At 28.4% G+C, this 15,097-nt stretch carries 18 protein-coding genes and 1 pseudogene; 12 read left to right on the forward strand and 7 right to left on the reverse strand.

What is annotated here, in order from left to right; genetic code table 11:
• Nucleotides 1–69 precede the first annotated feature (69 nt).
• Nucleotides 70–591, reverse strand: a complete 522-nt coding sequence (locus LKE46_RS01995; RefSeq protein WP_291717944.1) for a hypothetical protein — start codon at nucleotides 589–591, stop codon at nucleotides 70–72.
• A gap of 181 nt (nucleotides 592–772) precedes the next feature.
• Between LKE46_RS01995 and LKE46_RS02000 the strand changes: the two are divergent.
• The 4 genes and pseudogenes from LKE46_RS02000 to LKE46_RS02015 all read left to right on the forward strand — a co-directional run bounded on the left by LKE46_RS02000 (nucleotide 773) and on the right by LKE46_RS02015 (nucleotide 3,997).
• Nucleotides 773–1,528, forward strand: a pseudogene (locus tag LKE46_RS02000) (DNA adenine methylase).
• A 211-nt stretch (nucleotides 1,529–1,739) separates the two neighbouring features.
• Nucleotides 1,740–2,801: a hypothetical protein gene (locus LKE46_RS02005; RefSeq protein WP_291717946.1), complete on the forward strand. Its 1,062-nt coding sequence runs from the start codon at nucleotides 1,740–1,742 to the stop codon at nucleotides 2,799–2,801.
• Nucleotides 2,791–2,922 carry a sunset domain-containing protein gene (locus tag LKE46_RS02010; RefSeq protein WP_291717948.1) on the forward strand — a complete coding sequence of 44 codons (132 nt, stop codon included), beginning with the start codon at nucleotides 2,791–2,793 and terminating at the stop codon, nucleotides 2,920–2,922. The genes LKE46_RS02005 and LKE46_RS02010 overlap by 11 nt, the downstream gene beginning before the upstream one ends.
• Before the next feature lie 331 nt (nucleotides 2,923–3,253).
• Nucleotides 3,254–3,997, forward strand: a complete 744-nt coding sequence (locus LKE46_RS02015) for a hypothetical protein (protein WP_291717950.1) — start codon at nucleotides 3,254–3,256, stop codon at nucleotides 3,995–3,997.
• 356 nt (nucleotides 3,998–4,353) lie between these two features.
• On the opposite strand, the gene LKE46_RS02020 is transcribed toward LKE46_RS02015, so the two are convergent.
• Nucleotides 4,354–4,605 (reverse strand): tyrosine-type recombinase/integrase, encoded by a 252-nt coding sequence (locus LKE46_RS02020; RefSeq protein WP_291725518.1) that lies wholly within the window; start codon nucleotides 4,603–4,605, stop codon nucleotides 4,354–4,356.
• Nucleotides 4,606–4,864: 259 nt separating this feature from the next.
• On the opposite strand from LKE46_RS02020, the gene LKE46_RS02025 reads away from it, so the two are divergent.
• From LKE46_RS02025 to LKE46_RS02040, 4 genes are all read left to right on the forward strand, one after another.
• Nucleotides 4,865–5,272: an SdpI family protein gene (locus tag LKE46_RS02025; RefSeq protein ID WP_291717952.1), complete on the forward strand. Its 408-nt coding sequence runs from the start codon at nucleotides 4,865–4,867 to the stop codon at nucleotides 5,270–5,272.
• Between the two features lie 226 nt (nucleotides 5,273–5,498).
• Complete coding sequence (locus LKE46_RS02030; protein WP_291717953.1) at nucleotides 5,499–5,768, forward strand: hypothetical protein; 270 nt, start codon at nucleotides 5,499–5,501, stop codon at nucleotides 5,766–5,768.
• A gap of 67 nt (nucleotides 5,769–5,835) precedes the next feature.
• The gene (locus LKE46_RS02035; RefSeq protein WP_291717955.1) at nucleotides 5,836–6,030 is read left to right on the forward strand and encodes a hypothetical protein; all 195 of its coding nucleotides are present in this window, start codon (nucleotides 5,836–5,838) and stop codon (nucleotides 6,028–6,030) included.
• The gene (locus LKE46_RS02040; RefSeq protein ID WP_291717957.1) at nucleotides 6,017–6,244 is read left to right on the forward strand and encodes a hypothetical protein; all 228 of its coding nucleotides are present in this window, start codon (nucleotides 6,017–6,019) and stop codon (nucleotides 6,242–6,244) included. Before LKE46_RS02035 ends, LKE46_RS02040 begins: the two co-directional genes overlap by 14 nt.
• 90 nt (nucleotides 6,245–6,334) lie before the next feature.
• Here LKE46_RS02040 and LKE46_RS02045 read toward each other — a convergent pair whose 3' ends face one another.
• The gene (locus LKE46_RS02045) at nucleotides 6,335–6,532 is read right to left on the reverse strand and encodes a hypothetical protein (RefSeq protein ID WP_291717959.1); all 198 of its coding nucleotides are present in this window, start codon (nucleotides 6,530–6,532) and stop codon (nucleotides 6,335–6,337) included.
• Between the two features lie 164 nt (nucleotides 6,533–6,696).
• Between LKE46_RS02045 and LKE46_RS02050 the strand changes: the two genes are divergently transcribed.
• Nucleotides 6,697–7,620 carry a thermonuclease family protein gene (locus LKE46_RS02050; protein ID WP_291717961.1) on the forward strand — a complete coding sequence of 308 codons (924 nt, stop codon included), beginning with the start codon at nucleotides 6,697–6,699 and terminating at the stop codon, nucleotides 7,618–7,620.
• Nucleotides 7,621–7,785: 165 nt separating this feature from the next.
• The gene (locus LKE46_RS02055; protein WP_291717963.1) at nucleotides 7,786–8,610 is read left to right on the forward strand and encodes a methyl-accepting chemotaxis protein; all 825 of its coding nucleotides are present in this window, start codon (nucleotides 7,786–7,788) and stop codon (nucleotides 8,608–8,610) included.
• A gap of 161 nt (nucleotides 8,611–8,771) precedes the next feature.
• On the opposite strand, the gene LKE46_RS02060 is transcribed toward LKE46_RS02055, so the two are convergent.
• Together LKE46_RS02060 and LKE46_RS02065 are read right to left on the reverse strand one after the other, a co-directional pair.
• Nucleotides 8,772–10,484 carry a methyl-accepting chemotaxis protein gene (locus LKE46_RS02060; RefSeq protein WP_291717965.1) on the reverse strand — a complete coding sequence of 571 codons (1,713 nt, stop codon included), beginning with the start codon at nucleotides 10,482–10,484 and terminating at the stop codon, nucleotides 8,772–8,774.
• A gap of 97 nt (nucleotides 10,485–10,581) precedes the next feature.
• Nucleotides 10,582–11,970 carry an HD-GYP domain-containing protein gene (locus tag LKE46_RS02065; RefSeq protein WP_291717967.1) on the reverse strand — a complete coding sequence of 463 codons (1,389 nt, stop codon included), beginning with the start codon at nucleotides 11,968–11,970 and terminating at the stop codon, nucleotides 10,582–10,584.
• A 171-nt stretch (nucleotides 11,971–12,141) separates the two neighbouring features.
• Between LKE46_RS02065 and LKE46_RS02070 the strand changes: the two genes are divergently transcribed.
• Together LKE46_RS02070 and LKE46_RS02075 are read left to right on the forward strand one after the other, a co-directional pair.
• On the forward strand, nucleotides 12,142–12,702 hold the full coding sequence (locus LKE46_RS02070) for a tyrosine-type recombinase/integrase (RefSeq protein ID WP_291717969.1): 561 nt from the start codon (nucleotides 12,142–12,144) through the stop codon (nucleotides 12,700–12,702).
• 336 nt (nucleotides 12,703–13,038) lie between these two features.
• A complete protein-coding gene (locus LKE46_RS02075) occupies nucleotides 13,039–13,281 on the forward strand; it encodes a DUF2164 domain-containing protein (protein WP_291717971.1) in 243 nt (80 codons plus the stop codon).
• Nucleotides 13,282–13,381: 100 nt separating this feature from the next.
• On the opposite strand, the gene LKE46_RS02080 is transcribed toward LKE46_RS02075, so the two are convergent.
• Both LKE46_RS02080 and LKE46_RS02085 read right to left on the reverse strand, forming a co-directional pair.
• A complete protein-coding gene (locus LKE46_RS02080; RefSeq protein ID WP_291717973.1) occupies nucleotides 13,382–14,497 on the reverse strand; it encodes a DUF4179 domain-containing protein in 1,116 nt (371 codons plus the stop codon).
• 5 nt (nucleotides 14,498–14,502) lie between these two features.
• Entirely contained in the window at nucleotides 14,503–15,015 is a 513-nt protein-coding gene (locus tag LKE46_RS02085; RefSeq protein WP_291717975.1) for a sigma-70 family RNA polymerase sigma factor, read from the reverse strand.
• Between the last annotated feature and the right edge of the window lie 82 nt (nucleotides 15,016–15,097).

A 15,097-nucleotide genomic window follows, 5' to 3' on the forward strand; every position in this document is an offset into this window, starting at 1 on the left:
TCTTACCATTATAATGTATTTTTGTCTACATAAAAGATATAAATTTAATATTCGTATACAAGTACTATATCAATTAGAAAGCTTTTTAATATATTCCTTAGAATAATACCGTAAATAATGCCATATAGTTTTAATAAAATCGACAACCTTTGAACCTTGTTTAGAAGAAATATTTTTATAAAAATTATAATTAGAAATGGCAATAAAAAAAATTAGTGATACACTTAAATAAGTTTCATTTGTATTAATGGGGCTTTTAATAATATTAAATTTTAAAAGTTCTGGTTGAAGTACTATTAATAATGATATTAAACCTGATGCATATATTATTGTAAAATGAATCCACTCAAACCATGCTTCAAATTGTGAATGCCTTTTTAATTTTAAAAAAATTAAACTTATTATATATGTGCAAATAAAGGCAATTAATGAAGATACAACGATAAAAATAATAAAAAATGATATATCGTCTTTCTTATAATAATTAGAAATTATTGTTAAACTAATACAAAGTATGATTCCATATAACATTAAAAACAAAAGTGGCAATAGAAGTAATTTAAGTAGGAAATTACTTATTTTATTAGACATTTTATCAACTCCATTTAGATAATTTTAAATTTGGGGTATTTTCTATCTTGCTAAATAATCGTTTCTTTTTCATAGATGCTTAAGTGTTTTTATATAAATTTTGGGGATACTATATATTCTACCTTGAAACAGAACAAATGTTCTTATATAATAGTATTATCTGGAACATAGGAGGTAGTGTATGAATAGTTTTATAGGATGGATAGGTGGCAAAAAGTTATTGAGGAAGGAAATAGTCAAACGCTTTCCTGAAAGCTTTAATAGATACATAGAAGTATTCGGAGGAGCAGCATAGGTATTGTTCTCAAAGGATAAACTGGCCAACACGGAAATCTACAACGATATAAACGGAGATTTGGTCAATTTATTCAGGTGCGTGAAATTTCACTGTGGAGAGCTACAGAGAGAATTATCATTTATGTTGAATTCAAGGGAGTTGTTTTATGATTTCGCAAGCCAGTACAATACTAGAGGCATGACTGACATCCAAAGGGCAGCACGTTTCTTTATGCTGATAAAGACAAGCTATGGAAGCGATCATAAGTCTTACGGTTGCATAAAGAGAAATGTAAATGCCATGGTTCAGTATCTTACTGATATTCAGGACAGACTCTGTGATGTAGTGATTGAGAATAAAGATTTTGAGAATTTGCTAAAGGTCTATGACAAAGAGGATGCACTTATATATTTAGATCCCCCGTACTATGGTACTGAAAGATACTATCAGGCACAATTTTCAAAGGAGGACCACATGAGATTACATGAGGTGCTCAGAAATATAAAAGGGAAATTTATCCTCTCATATAATGATTGTGAATTTGTAAGAGATTTATACAAAGATTTCAATATAGATGAGGTTCAGAGAAATCATAATCTTGTTGGGAAGTACAAGGGTAGGGAGCACAGGTATAGTGAGCTGATTATTAGAAATTATTGATGAATTGGTAAAGCCTGTTGAATTTTGACAGGCTTTATTTTTATTGTCAATACTTGTCCTTTTTAGCAAAAAGTTTTAAAATAAAATAAAAGAAACCATCTGACTATCAATCAATAATGGTTTCTTAAAACTAAATGTGTTTCATTGAATATACCTCTATTATATCATATATTCTCTGAAATGCTAATGTTATAATGGAGGCGTATAGGCAATGAATTTTCAAGATATAGTTGATTATTCTGAAATTATAGAAAAAGAAATTAAAAATATAAATGAAATAATAAATAAATTGCGAAATTGCATGAAATTACATCAAAATTGGTACAATTCTTTATTAAATGTATTATTAAATTTTAATGTATCAGGAACGAATGCAGTAAGTAGTGCCAATAATTTAAAGAATAATGTTAAAAAACAATATGATAATCTTAAACAAAATTTAATACAAATTGATTTTATGAATATGTGGCTCATATTAGAAAAACTTAATATAAATAATAATGATAATAAATTTAATGTAATAGTAAAATTAAACGAATTTATAAAATGTATGAAAGATGGATATTTAAAAATTCATTCTTTTATAAGTAGTACTAATAGTACTTCGCAAATTTATATGGACACAATATATGTTGTTAATTCTATGATTTATAAGTATGATGAAATTATAAGAGAGATAAATAACTTAACATTAATTAATGAATCACTTAATGTAAGTGACGAGCCAAGCAATTTATCCATAAGGTTATTAAATGAAAATAATAATTTAAATGATACAGTTGATTCACTAAAGATTATAGAAGATATATATAGTATAGTAGGTTCTATTATGAAAATTTCAAGCGAAGAACATCCACTTAAATATAATCGAATTGAATCTGGGACTATGCTAGCTCAACTGGTCGGAGATGGTACAGCGATCCTAATTGTCGGACGAGTTATAAAATTTTCTTATACAATATATAAAGAACAATTCAGTTGGGATGCGAGACAAAGAAAAGCATTAGGAGATATAAAAGTTCGTGGTGAATATTTAAAGCTAATAAGAGAGGAAGCTAAAATAGATAAAGAACCAGATAATTCTAAATTGCAAACTCAATTACAACGCTTAGAAGAATTAAACAATAAATTATTTCAAGATAATCCTTCAATAATTTTAAATGGCGAAAAGATAGGAATATCTGAATTAAAAAACAATAAAATAGCAGATGATTTTTTTTTGAAAGAAAATATAAATAAAATTCAAGATAATAATTCAAATAATGAAAAATAATTATTTCCCATTTGTTAATATACTTCATGGAGATCCATACTACGATAGAACAAATGTAGAAGAATATTTTAATACAGGAGCAGAGGCACAAGCTGTAGACTATAGGCCAATAAAAAGATAAAGAAAAGCTCTGGTGAAAAATCCAGGGCTTAGTTTTTAAATGCTTTGATGTGAGATGAAATTTATAAGAACTTTTGCAATTTAGCAAAAGTTACATTGTATAACAGTTATATTTAGAAAGGGATAATGTAAATGAAAAAAAGACAAAGAGTGCCGATTAAGCCAAGCCAGAAAAAAGGCTACTTGAAAAAAATGCTTATGCATGTTGCGTCTGTAAAGAAAGAGGTATAGGCCTTAATTTTCACCATTTAGATGAAGATCCATCAAATAACAGTGATGATAACATTGCTGTATTATGTGTTAAAGAACATGACAATCACCATAGGCCTAAGGTGTATGAAAGTATAAATCACTTAGAGTTATCAACTGATGAACTAAGCAAGAAAAAGGATAGTTGGGAAAATTTTGTTTCAGAGGCGAAGAAAGAACATCCTAAAGTATTGGCACTTGTAACTGCTTATGGTACACAAGAGAGCATTGTAGGTATGAAAATAGTATTTCAATGGGTAGACGGAAAGATAGAATTTGAAAGGAAATATCAACTTTTAGATGCTCCAATGGATATCTTGTTAGATAAAATGATTGATGAAGTAGTATGGATTGGTAAAAATATCAAATTACATTTAATTAATAAGGCAGTGCCAATCGAATATTGTCCTAATTGTGGAGAAGGAGTAATGAGTAGAATACTTGATAAAAATATGGCAATTAAAGAAACTGCGCCTGACTGGGAAACAGAATCACTTTGTACCATTTATATTAATCCACAAAACCCTTCGCTGGCTTATACAATTTTTTATAAAGGTACTGTTCTTTATAAAGCGGGTATTCATAAATGTGGAAATAATCTTCAATTTATGGACAATAAACATGAAGAATTGTATCCTCTATTTAAATATAAAATTAGAACTCAAGTAGTGAGACTATTAGTTGATAAATTACATGATTGGAATATTCAAAGAGCTATTGTTGGAACGGGTAATCCAGATGATCCAAATATTATAAGTATATTACATTTACCTAATATTTGGGAAGGAAGAAAGACAAATAAGCATAAAGTTAATAAAAATGATTAAAATATCATATTACTCAGATGATTTTATAACACTTTTATTTTTAATTTTTATCGTAATACAAATAATAGTATAAAAAGCCTTGGAGGGATCCAGGGCTTTTTAAAACATACATTAAATAAATATTCTTCCCGCATTTTTCCCACACAAGTTTTAAATAGATGTAAACACCTATATAATTGTATAGTGATAAAACATAGTCATATCAACTGTTGTAGAACATCACATATTTTTATAATAAAGTCTTAGTGAAATCAGGAGTTCGATCCTCCTAGGGACTACCACAAAGAAAAGAATGGCTTAACTTTAATGGTTAAGGTATTCTTATTTTTTATTTTTAAGGATTATTATTGAAGACTTTACACCATAGTTTTTATATTGCTTAATAAGTCTATTGATTTTTCCTTTTCTTTCTTTAAAACATGAGTATAAATATTGGCAGTTATTTCAATGCTGCTATGTCCTAAAAGCATTGATACAGTTTTTAAGGGTATATCATTTTCAAATTGTTTGGTAGCATACGTGTGTCTTAAAGCATGAAATTTTTTATGAAGTATATTTAATTCTCTTAAAAATTTTGCCCATGTTTTATCTAGATTTCCTGCATTAATTAAATTCCCCTACTGACTTAAAAATATATAATCTAAATAATCCGTGGTGTAACTATCACCGGCTTTTAATTTTTCCGACTTTTTAATTTTAATTGCACTTTTTATTATTTTTATAAGTGATTCTGGAAGTGGGATTGTCCTTTTTTGATTTCTCCACGCCTCATACTTGTTGCCAGAGAAAATAAAGCAATGAATAATATTTAATATATTGTGAACTAATTGCAGGAAGAGTTTTGGAGAAATCCAGGACTCTTTAATTTTGCCATCAAAGAAAAATATGGTAAAATTAAAATATAAGGATGAATTTTATAAATTAGGAGAGGTATTAATGTTATATTTAAATTATTTAAGTGGAATAATTATGATTATTGTCGGAGGTGTATGTAAGGTATATCCACCTAAGCATATAAATCATTCTTTAGGTTATAGAACACCATTTGCAATGAAAAATATTAATACATGGAATGAAGCAAACGAATTTGCTGGCATGGTTCTTGTGTGTGTCGGAATAATATCTTTATTGATAACTACATTTTTCATTGCACTGGGTGAAGTTAATAACAGCACACCAGCAAAAATATCTGTTATTTTGCTTATAATTTCTATACCATACACAGAAATTCATCTAAGAAAAGTGTTTAATAAAGATGGAATAAAAAAACTATAATTAGTGTATTTAATAGGGAGATGATTATATTAAAAAGGAAAGATTGTTTGGAATAATAAATTCTATGGTCATATTGCTGGTATTCTTTATAGGATTCCAAATCATGAAATTAAAAGGTAACATAATCAATTATATTATACTGTCGATAATAATTGGATGCATATTATACTTATATCCTAAATTATTTGATAAAAATTAATTTTAGAATTTCTTGGAGAAATACATTATGAAAATAAAAAAGAAACTGCCGATTAAAATAGCAATTATAATTGCTTCAGCTTTTACTGTTTTGTTTGCACTATTATCTATTAAAAATAGCAGTAACTATTTATTCCGCATTTTAGCCCAAGGGAGTCTATGTTTAACAATATTTTTAAGTGGCATTAATTATTTTAGTTACCAAAAGCAAAAAGTATTAGGAATCTTTCTGTGGATTGTTTCTGCATTTATTCTGTTTGTAATTGTTGATATCATAATTATATCGGTTAATATTTAAGGTATATAAATTATAATAGCAGTTTATTTATTAATCAATTTCCTCAATTTAGAAAGGAGATTTTTACATGCCACAAATTAACTACACAGTCAGTATTACCATTGTTAATTTTGTAATATTAGTTATAATTTTAATGGAATTATACAAAGCTATAAGAGGTATTAGAAATTTTGTTAACAGAAACAAAGAATTAAATAAAAAGGTAGATGCTATTTTAAGTAAGGTGGAAGATAAAGAAAACAAAGAACATGCCACAAAATAAAATATATAAGATTTTAACTGTAGGTGCTACTATTTGTAGTACTGTGTTTTTAATACTTAAAATCAAGAAGGTGTTATTAGATTCCAATGGTGTTAAGCCAAACAAAAACCAGTTCAACGTTCTGGTTACTGTGGAGACTACGCAAAAAAGTATGAATACTCAAACTCCAATAGATCAGGCGGCGCAAGAAACTCCGGCAAAGCCAGTTCAATAGAAACAATTTTAACCCCTAGATCATTAATTTGGTCTAGGGGTTATTTTTAGTCCATAAAAATATTTTAGCTGTACAAATAGTTCAAAAGCCTTAACGACCGTTATTGATAGCAAAAAATATTAACAGTAATATTCTGATAACGATAACACTAGTAACAATTCTTGTAAGTAAATTTCCCTTTGTTATTTTACTTGGATCGCCTGTCTGTGAATGGTTTATTGAAACAGCAAAATTAGCCATTGGATTTTTTCTATATTCTTCTATTTTGAGTTTATCTTCTTTATCCATGATTCTACCTCCATCATGTAATGAGCTGACGAATATTATATAATATTGTTTAATTTATATTAATTATCATATTTAAATAGGATTTAGCAGGAATATACATATTATTGTAGAATAATTAACTATAAATATTTTGTTGTGATATTAATTAAAAAGGGGATCTATTTATGTATAAAAAAGTTACAAGCAAACTTTTAATAGTATTCGTTACAACAATTTTATTATTTACAATGTCAGGATGTTCAGATTTATCAACTTCCAATAGTAAAGGCGCAATTGATCAAACAACTCAAAGTTTTACTGCCGAAAAAGCTGAATCAGCTGAATCTGATACCAGCCAATATCCAATAAAACTTGAAAAAGCCAAAGTCACTCATCACACAGACGGAGATACGATAGGTGTAACTTTAGAAAACGGCCAGTATGAAAAAGTAAGACTTATTGGTGTAAATACGCCTGAAAGTACGACTAAACATGAACAATACGGAGAACAGGCTTCCAACTACACAAAATCCCAGTTGTATGGGAAAACCGTGTATCTTGAGAGTGATGCAGGAAATACGGATAGTTATGGAAGACTTCTAAGGTATGTATGGCTTTTTCCGCCTGCGGAGATAAGCGAAAGCGAAATCAGGGCCAAAATGTTCAATGCCATACTTGCATATAATGGATATGCGGAACAGATGACAATTCAGCCAAATGCAAAATATGCTGATTATTTTAGAAGGTTCTGTGCTGAGGCAAGAGAAAACAGCAGGGGACTATGGGCAATAAACCCTAACGGCACTACTAAGGGTGACGGAATAAGTGCTCCTTCAAGTTCTGCATCAAGCAGCTCTAGTAGTAGCTATAAACCAAGCAGTAGCAGTTCTTATGGGTCCTCAAGTAGTTCAGGATCGTCTTCATCTAGTCAAGGAAGTACAGCACCGGCAGCACCTTCAAACGGGAAGATAAAGGGAAATATCAATTCTAAAGGTGAAAAGATATACCATTTACCTGGAGACCCGTATTATAACAGAACAAATCCTGAAGCATGGTTTAATACAGAAGCAGAAGCACAAGCTGCAGGTTATAGACCAATTAAAAGATAAAGAAAAGCTCTGGAGACTATCCAGGGCTTATAAATTTACAACAAAGTTTTAGAAATGATGTAATGTATATAGATCTTAAAATAAATAAATCTGATTAGCAGGAAGAAGTCGATTAGTGTCGAATATTAATATCATGAATAAAAATTTATTTTAAGGAGAATTCTTATGGTAGGAGAAGGAAGCTTAGAAGCTTATTTACAAATTATGCCTGTACTTAAAGATATATTGCTTGAAGATATAGCGGTAGCTGTTGCGGATACTACAAAATTTTTATATTATAGGCCAGGAGATACTTTAGATATAAAAATAAATGTAGGTAGTAGAATACCAGGTGATATTATGCTATATAAAACGATTAAGGAGGGCAAATCATATAATGCAATAGTCCCTAGAGAGGTATTTGGAATTTCATTTAAAGAAATTTCATATCCCATAAAGAATTCTGAGGGTAATGTTGTAGGCGGTATAGGAATAGGTAGAAGTCTAGATGAGCAATTTAAGGTTGAAGAATCAGCAGATAATTTATTTTCTTCCCTTGAAGAAACTAGTGCGAGTATTCAAGAAATTAATTCAGGAGCAGAAAAGTTGCTCAATATGATAGACAATTTGGTACAAATTACAGAACAGACGGAGAAAGAGATATCGGAGAGTAATGAAATAATAAGCATGATAGGTAATATTGCTTCCCAATCAAATTTACTGGGCCTTAATGCCGCAATAGAGGCAACTAGAGCAGGCGAACAAGGTAAGGGTTTTACGGTTGTTTCAAATGAAATGAGAAAGCTGGCTAAGTCAAGCAGCGAATCGTCAAACAAAATTTCAGAAATATTATTGGAAATGAATAAAAATATAAATAATATTTTTAAGATAGTAAATCAAGTTCAGTCAGTTTCAGAAAGCCAATCAGCTGCAACTGAACAGATAACAGCTACATTAGAGGAAATTACTAAAAATGCTCAAACTATGAGTGATATTGCGAGGATAAAATAGAAGCTGCTACTTAAAGCTTATTTTTGTTGCGTTTTTATTTTACAAAGAGAAAGGCCAGGGAGTAAAATCCCTGGTAAAAATGAAATTATAGAAATTATTGGGGGATGTTAGTAGTATGCACAGAAATCAGATTAGTATACATGGACAATTCCCCATCCTCCTTATATTTTAAATTTTTGTACAAGTTCATTTAATTTTTGTGCAAGTTCTGATTGATTCTGTGCGGTTAAAGCCACTTGACCTACAGCTTGGGTGTTTTCATCAATACCTTCTTGTATTTGTGACGCATTTTCAGAGGTTTTCTGCTGGCTGTCAGATATATGCTGCATTGCTTCGCTGACCTGGGTTATTGTAGCGGCCAATTCTTCAGACATTGAAGCTATTTCTTCAGATAAATTTTTTATGAAATCAGCATCTTTATAATATTGATTGCTCATGTCTTTGAATGACTTAAATTGTGGACCTACCTGCTCATTGATAAATACTAAAATTTCGTTACTGCTGTCAGATAAATTTTTGAATGCATCATTTACTTTTTCGATAGTATCTTGAATTGACGATACTGCCGTTGCGGAATCTTCTGCAAGTTTTCTTACCTCTTCAGCAACCACTGCAAATCCTTTACCCTGTTCACCGGCTCTTGCAGCTTCGATAGCTGCATTTAATGCAAGTAAATTTGTCTGTTCTGCTATTCCTGCGATAGTATGAGCCATAACTTTTATATTTTCAACTATCTTGCCATCTTCAATAGACTTTAATATTTTGGCTTTTTTATCTTTATATATTTTTTGGGAATTTTGTATTGCAGAAATTCCTTTTTGCTGTGCAAGCACAGCATTTTTCTTAGATTTATTCGAATTATTATTTCCATCTGCAGCTTTTTGTGATAATTCATTCACATTTGCATTGATTTCCTCTACAGATGCGGTTATTTCTTCTAAAGACGAGGTGGATTCCTCCATTCCTGATGTTATCACCTTTACAGAATTGTCCATATTATCTGCCTTTGCAGATAATTCTTCAGCCGTTGCAGACAACTGTTCACTGGCACTCCCCATATTTTCGGAGCTTTCCATTATAGACTTTAGAAGATGTATTATATTTTCCTGTGCAGTATTTAAGGAAATGCCTGTCTGACCAAATTCATCAGAACGGGTTATTGTTATGTTGGTTGAAAAATCAAATTTCTCCAGCCTTCCTGCAAAATTTTTTATCTTTAAAAGGGGGTTGTGTATATTCTTTGCTATAATCAATCCTAAAATTACAGATATAATGAAACTGATTATAACTAATATTATTATAAGTCTTAAGGAAAGATTGTATTTGGAAATGCTTGAATTGTAATCATTCTGTGCAAATTTCGAATTTTTGTCTATAAGTTGATCTATTACTGTGAAAAGATCATCTCTGGACTTTGCAGCAGATTGGGATTCTCTTATTGCATTATTATAATCTCCCTTTTGGATTAATAATATATAATTTTTTATAGATGTTTTCCAAATTTTATTATACTCGTTAAATTGATTTATTAAATCTTTGTTTTTGCCTTTTGATGAAGCTGAATAATTTGATATATGTGCATCGACCTGTTCTATGTTTTTGTTGATGCTGTTGATGGAGCTGTCTAATTGGGAATTGTTTTTGTTATTCATTATGTTGAGCAAATCACCGCGTATTTCCATAAAGCTTGTTTTAATGTCCTTTAATTCATTTGTTTCTTTTAGATTTATGTTGTAGATATTTTCTACATTCTTTTGAACTGTTTTTATTATATTAAGTGATACAATACCAACTATACAAGTCAATATTGCTACACTTATAAAAGACAGTATCAATTTTTTAAAGATATTCATCCTACTAAATAATAGTTTCATTAGATTTCCTCCTCTTAGTGTAAAATTGTTATAACATTTTTTCTATTGTAGTTTTTTGGACGTATTTAAATATTACAATTTTGATAAATTGGATAATTTATGAAGTACAAGTTCTCCTTGTGATATCTAATGGTATATTAAAGGAGTCATCACATTTAATTTGATGAATAGCTTTTATATGTAGAACATTTTTTTTATAAAAATTAAAACAAACTTTATATTTGTATATATTATTTACATTTTTATATATATACAAATTTATATCCTGAATATCAGCTATATTTATGTTATTTAAAGAATCAAATTCGTCAGATTTAAATATATATTCAGAAGTCATTTTTCTTAACGTTCCATATATTGAATATGATCTTTTCGGTACTCTTATTGTAAGAGTACCCAATTCAATTTCATTATCAAGATTGTATATATTTTTGTCTTTAGATCTTGTCAATACTTTTATTGCAGTATCTACGATTTTACTGTCAAATTGTTTGTTAGCACAATGAAGAAGTTCTGTAATTACAAAATCAAAACTTCTAGGAGTATTATAGCTTCTAACAGAAGACATTGCGTCTATGGCATCGGCAACAGAAATTATTTTACTTTCCAGTGGAATTTGGCTGCCTTTAAGATTGTCTGGATATCCAGTCCCGTCTATTCTTTCATGGTGGTACTTGATATATATGGCTATATCAGGATATATATTTTTTAATAAGTTATAACCATATGTACTATGCTTTTTTAATATATCATATTCATTTTTTGTCAGTTTACCCGGTTTGTTTAAAATATTTCTATTTATATATAGTTTACCTATGTCATGAAGCAGTGCTGCAAAATAGATTTTTTTTATTGAATTATGATTTAATTTTAATTGCAGGGCTATTTTCCTTGAAATATCAGCTACATTATATGGATGGAAAACTAAAAGAGGTTCTTTTTCTTTAAGTATTTTTGTCATCATATTTACAAGATCAAATATAAACTCAATTTTTTTATAGTAAATATACTGTATTTTATAAGAATTTATAATAGAATACATGATATATTTGAAAGTTTCTTTATGAACAAAGTTAGTATTAATATGATGAGTGGTGCTTAATGAACATAAATATATAAATATTATTGAATCATTTTTATTTTCCATGGGTATAAATAGTTCTTCTTTTGCATTTTTAAAAAAAATAGAAGGACCTGTATTGTCATCTTTTTTTATAAAAATAATTTCTTTGTAATTATATAATTGTTTTAATTTTTTTTCGTAAAATTTATTTGTATTCATTTTCGGCAGACTAGACAGTGATTTGAAGGCAGTATTTTCTATGTCTAAAATTTTATCCAGTGTTATAGAATTTGTAGCTATATTAAAATTAAAAATTGATAATACATTGCAGTTAAAGTAGTTCTTTATATCTTTTAGTAAGGTACCAATCAGAGTTTTATTAAATATAGATTTGCAAGATTCAGTAATTTTAATCACCTCCATATATATGATGAAACAATTCTATTATTTTGTTTCATTATAATTATTGTTAAAGTATTTATATACAAAGGATTACAAAAAAATTATTTCTAAATACAGTTAAAAAGCAAAAAAAATAATGAAACATTTTTTGTAATTAACTTAATAAAAATTACATTTGGAGGTATAGTTTACATGACAGTTGAACCAATAAGAAATAAGAAAAAAATAAAACAGATTTATTATTATTTAAAAGGTAAAGATTTAAAATATGGATTAATGTTAAAATTTGGGCTAAATACAGGGCTTAGAATAAGTGACATATTGCCACTAAAGATTAGAGACATTTTTACTATTACATGGGAGTATAAAGATTATCTCATACTAAAAGAGAAAAAAACTGGAAAAGAGAAGAAAATTAAATTAAATAATGCAATTAGAAAGGAAATAGACAATTATATAAAACAGGAAAACGTTACTTTGGAATCATACTTATTTCCAAGTCGTAAGGGTGGGCATATAAAGAGAATTCAGGCTTATAGAGTACTAAAAGAAGGAGCTAATGTTTGTGGAATTGAAAATTTTGGAACACATAGTTTAAGAAAAACATGGGGTTATTGGACATACAAGGTATCTAAATATAATATAGGATTAATAATGGATACATTTAATCATAGTTCACAACGTATAACACTTCGATATATAGGAATAAACCAAGATCAAAAAGATAAATTATATTCTATTGTGCAATTTTAATATATAATGTAAATTTGTGTTAAAAATTTGCACTATATATATAGACATATAAAATTTTATATGTTATATATATAAATGAAACAAAATAATAGAATTGTTTCATTTGTATGGGCATTTATGATGAATTAATTATCATAATGACAATATTATAACCTATAATTAAATTTTTATTTGAAAACATTTTAAGTATCTTTGATTTAAAGTAATAGTTATTCACGGGAGGAAAAGTTCCAGATAAATCTGGACCAGTCTCTTTTTTAAATAGAAAATATAAAGAACTGCTTTTATTTTAATCTGCTAAAGTTGTGGTATGCTGTTGATAGGTGGAGGTAATGTATGAAAGAAAAAAATAATATAAAATTGAACCAAGAAACTAAGAAGAATATGATTAATAAAATAAAAAGTTATTTTTTAAATGAAAGGGAGGAAGAGCTAGGGGATTTAGCTGCAGGGCTAATTTTAGAATTTATTATAGATGAATTGAGCATGGAATTTTATAATCAGGGAGTTTATGATTCATACAAATATATGAATGAAAGAGTCGAAGATTTGTTATCAATACAAAAAAACATTATATAACTAAACAAAACCTTCAGCCTAAAATCTAGCTGAAGGTATAATTATATATTAATTCATTAATGGTTGGGGCAAATAGTTTGATTTTTAACATTTTCACAACCTATTTTTTCTCAAGTGCTATTTTAAAGTTTTTTTCCTTATTATTTTCTTCACCTTTGATTACCAAGTACAGCTTTGTGACTTTTTCAAAATAAGGACTTTCAAAGTCAGAAGTTTCTTCGCAGAAATTAGAATTGTCATCTTTACGACTTCCTCTAGCACCACACTTATACTTACTTCCATTGTCATCTTCAAGATATACACTTTTAATATTCATATCAACTGGAACTAAAAATTTAGCATTTGCTACAGTAGGATATACATTCACATAGTCTATTTTTATAACCGAATTTATATCTTTACTAATATCTTTTATATAGTTAATTTCCCCGGCATTTTTCAATTTGTCATCAACCTTTATATTGACCTGCCAATTTCCATTAACAATTTTAGGAGCCTTATGAGATAATTTTTCAAAAAAATTCATTCTCTTATAAATGTGTGGAGTTATGGTATTGTCATAAAAATCATAAAATTTAATAGTAATACTATCAGGCAGTTTTGATATTTTGGTTTTATTAGTGCTAAAGTGAAAAATTCCTTTTTTTATCCTTGAATTTTTAAAGCTTCCCTTAGCTACATCCATATAATAAATGGAACTATATACAGCATCACTGTGACTTCCATCAAACAGTATTCTACCGTTGTTATCTAGAATTTGTAGTGAATCACACATTAAATCATCCCAATCATTATATCTACTATCAGCTTTTACACTATACCCAATAAGAAGTTCATTTCCACTCATAGTAAACTGATCTATAGTTATTGTAATTCCTTTGTCTGCAGCTGATTGAGAAAAATCTTTTTTATTTTTAACAGAATCCTGAACAAATCCATTTTGTATTGCATTATCGATGCCCTTGTCTCTAAAATTGCCAAGTAAGTTTCTTACTTCTTTTGATGCATTATTTATATAATTGGCAAAAACAGGTGATGTTTTATTCAAAAATATAAATAAAACGAGTATAATTGACAGAGAGGCTGTAACTTTAAAACAGGTTTTTTTATGCCTATTTTTTGCCCTTTTTATAGCTCTGTCTATAACAAAATCAACTTCTTCTGGAATTTCTATAGACTCCAGATGATTTTTAAAAAATTTTTTATTATAATTCATCTTCTCTATTCCTCCAATTCAATTCTTAATTGTTTTAGAGCCTTATGAATATAAGTCTTTACTGTTCCAATAGGGTAGTTCATAATATCGGCTATCTGTTTAACAGTTAAATCATTGAAATACCTGAGTATTATTATCATTTTAAATTTGCCTTCCAGGGTATCAATAGCCTTATATAAATCCAATATTTCTTCTCTATTATCAACTGACTTATATTCTTTAGTTCTATCAACAGTTCTTCCGAAAAATATCAATCTTTTTCTCTTATTTATATAGTTAATAGAGCTGTTTATGAGTATTCTCATTATCCAGGTATTAAAGTATTTTTTCTGCTTTAGTTTTTTTATAGATGTATAAGCTTTATATACGGTATCGTCTAATATCTCCAATGAATCATGTTTATTCTTTGTATAAAAATATGCTGTTTTATATAGAGTTTCCTTGTTCATTTTTATAAGCTCGCAAAAAGCATTTTCATCACCACTTTTTGCTTTGACAACCAGCTCCTCAGTGTTCATAAAATAATCCTCCAAGCAAGATATAGTATTATTACCAGTAATAACTTGTCATCTATTAGACATTTGAAATCATCATTTCGTT

It is taken from the genome of Clostridium sp. (genome assembly GCF_022482905.1).
Lineage (GTDB): Bacteria > Bacillota > Clostridia > Clostridiales > Clostridiaceae > Clostridium_B.

Excerpts from the sequence above, each read along its gene's own strand:
- LKE46_RS02030 (WP_291717953.1), top strand. The coding sequence starts at position 5,499 with ATGAAAATAAAAAAGAAACTGCCGATTAAAATAGCAATTATAATTGCT.
- LKE46_RS02085 (WP_291717975.1), bottom strand. The coding sequence starts at position 15,015 with ATGAACACTGAGGAGCTGGTTGTCAAAGCAAAAAGTGGTGATGAAAAT.
- LKE46_RS02040 (WP_291717957.1), top strand. The coding sequence starts at position 6,017 with ATGCCACAAAATAAAATATATAAGATTTTAACTGTAGGTGCTACTATT.
- LKE46_RS02010 (WP_291717948.1), top strand. The coding sequence starts at position 2,791 with ATGAAAAATAATTATTTCCCATTTGTTAATATACTTCATGGAGATCCA.
- LKE46_RS02045 (WP_291717959.1), bottom strand. The coding sequence starts at position 6,532 with ATGGATAAAGAAGATAAACTCAAAATAGAAGAATATAGAAAAAATCCA.
- LKE46_RS02035 (WP_291717955.1), top strand. The coding sequence starts at position 5,836 with ATGCCACAAATTAACTACACAGTCAGTATTACCATTGTTAATTTTGTA.
- LKE46_RS02080 (WP_291717973.1), bottom strand. The coding sequence starts at position 14,497 with ATGAATTATAATAAAAAATTTTTTAAAAATCATCTGGAGTCTATAGAA.
- LKE46_RS02060 (WP_291717965.1), bottom strand. The coding sequence starts at position 10,484 with ATGAAACTATTATTTAGTAGGATGAATATCTTTAAAAAATTGATACTG.
- LKE46_RS02070 (WP_291717969.1), top strand. The coding sequence starts at position 12,142 with ATGACAGTTGAACCAATAAGAAATAAGAAAAAAATAAAACAGATTTAT.
- LKE46_RS02005 (WP_291717946.1), top strand. The coding sequence starts at position 1,740 with ATGAATTTTCAAGATATAGTTGATTATTCTGAAATTATAGAAAAAGAA.
- LKE46_RS02065 (WP_291717967.1), bottom strand. The coding sequence starts at position 11,970 with ATGGAGGTGATTAAAATTACTGAATCTTGCAAATCTATATTTAATAAA.
- LKE46_RS01995 (WP_291717944.1), bottom strand. The coding sequence starts at position 591 with ATGTCTAATAAAATAAGTAATTTCCTACTTAAATTACTTCTATTGCCA.
- LKE46_RS02055 (WP_291717963.1), top strand. The coding sequence starts at position 7,786 with ATGGTAGGAGAAGGAAGCTTAGAAGCTTATTTACAAATTATGCCTGTA.
- LKE46_RS02050 (WP_291717961.1), top strand. The coding sequence starts at position 6,697 with ATGTATAAAAAAGTTACAAGCAAACTTTTAATAGTATTCGTTACAACA.
- LKE46_RS02075 (WP_291717971.1), top strand. The coding sequence starts at position 13,039 with ATGAAAGAAAAAAATAATATAAAATTGAACCAAGAAACTAAGAAGAAT.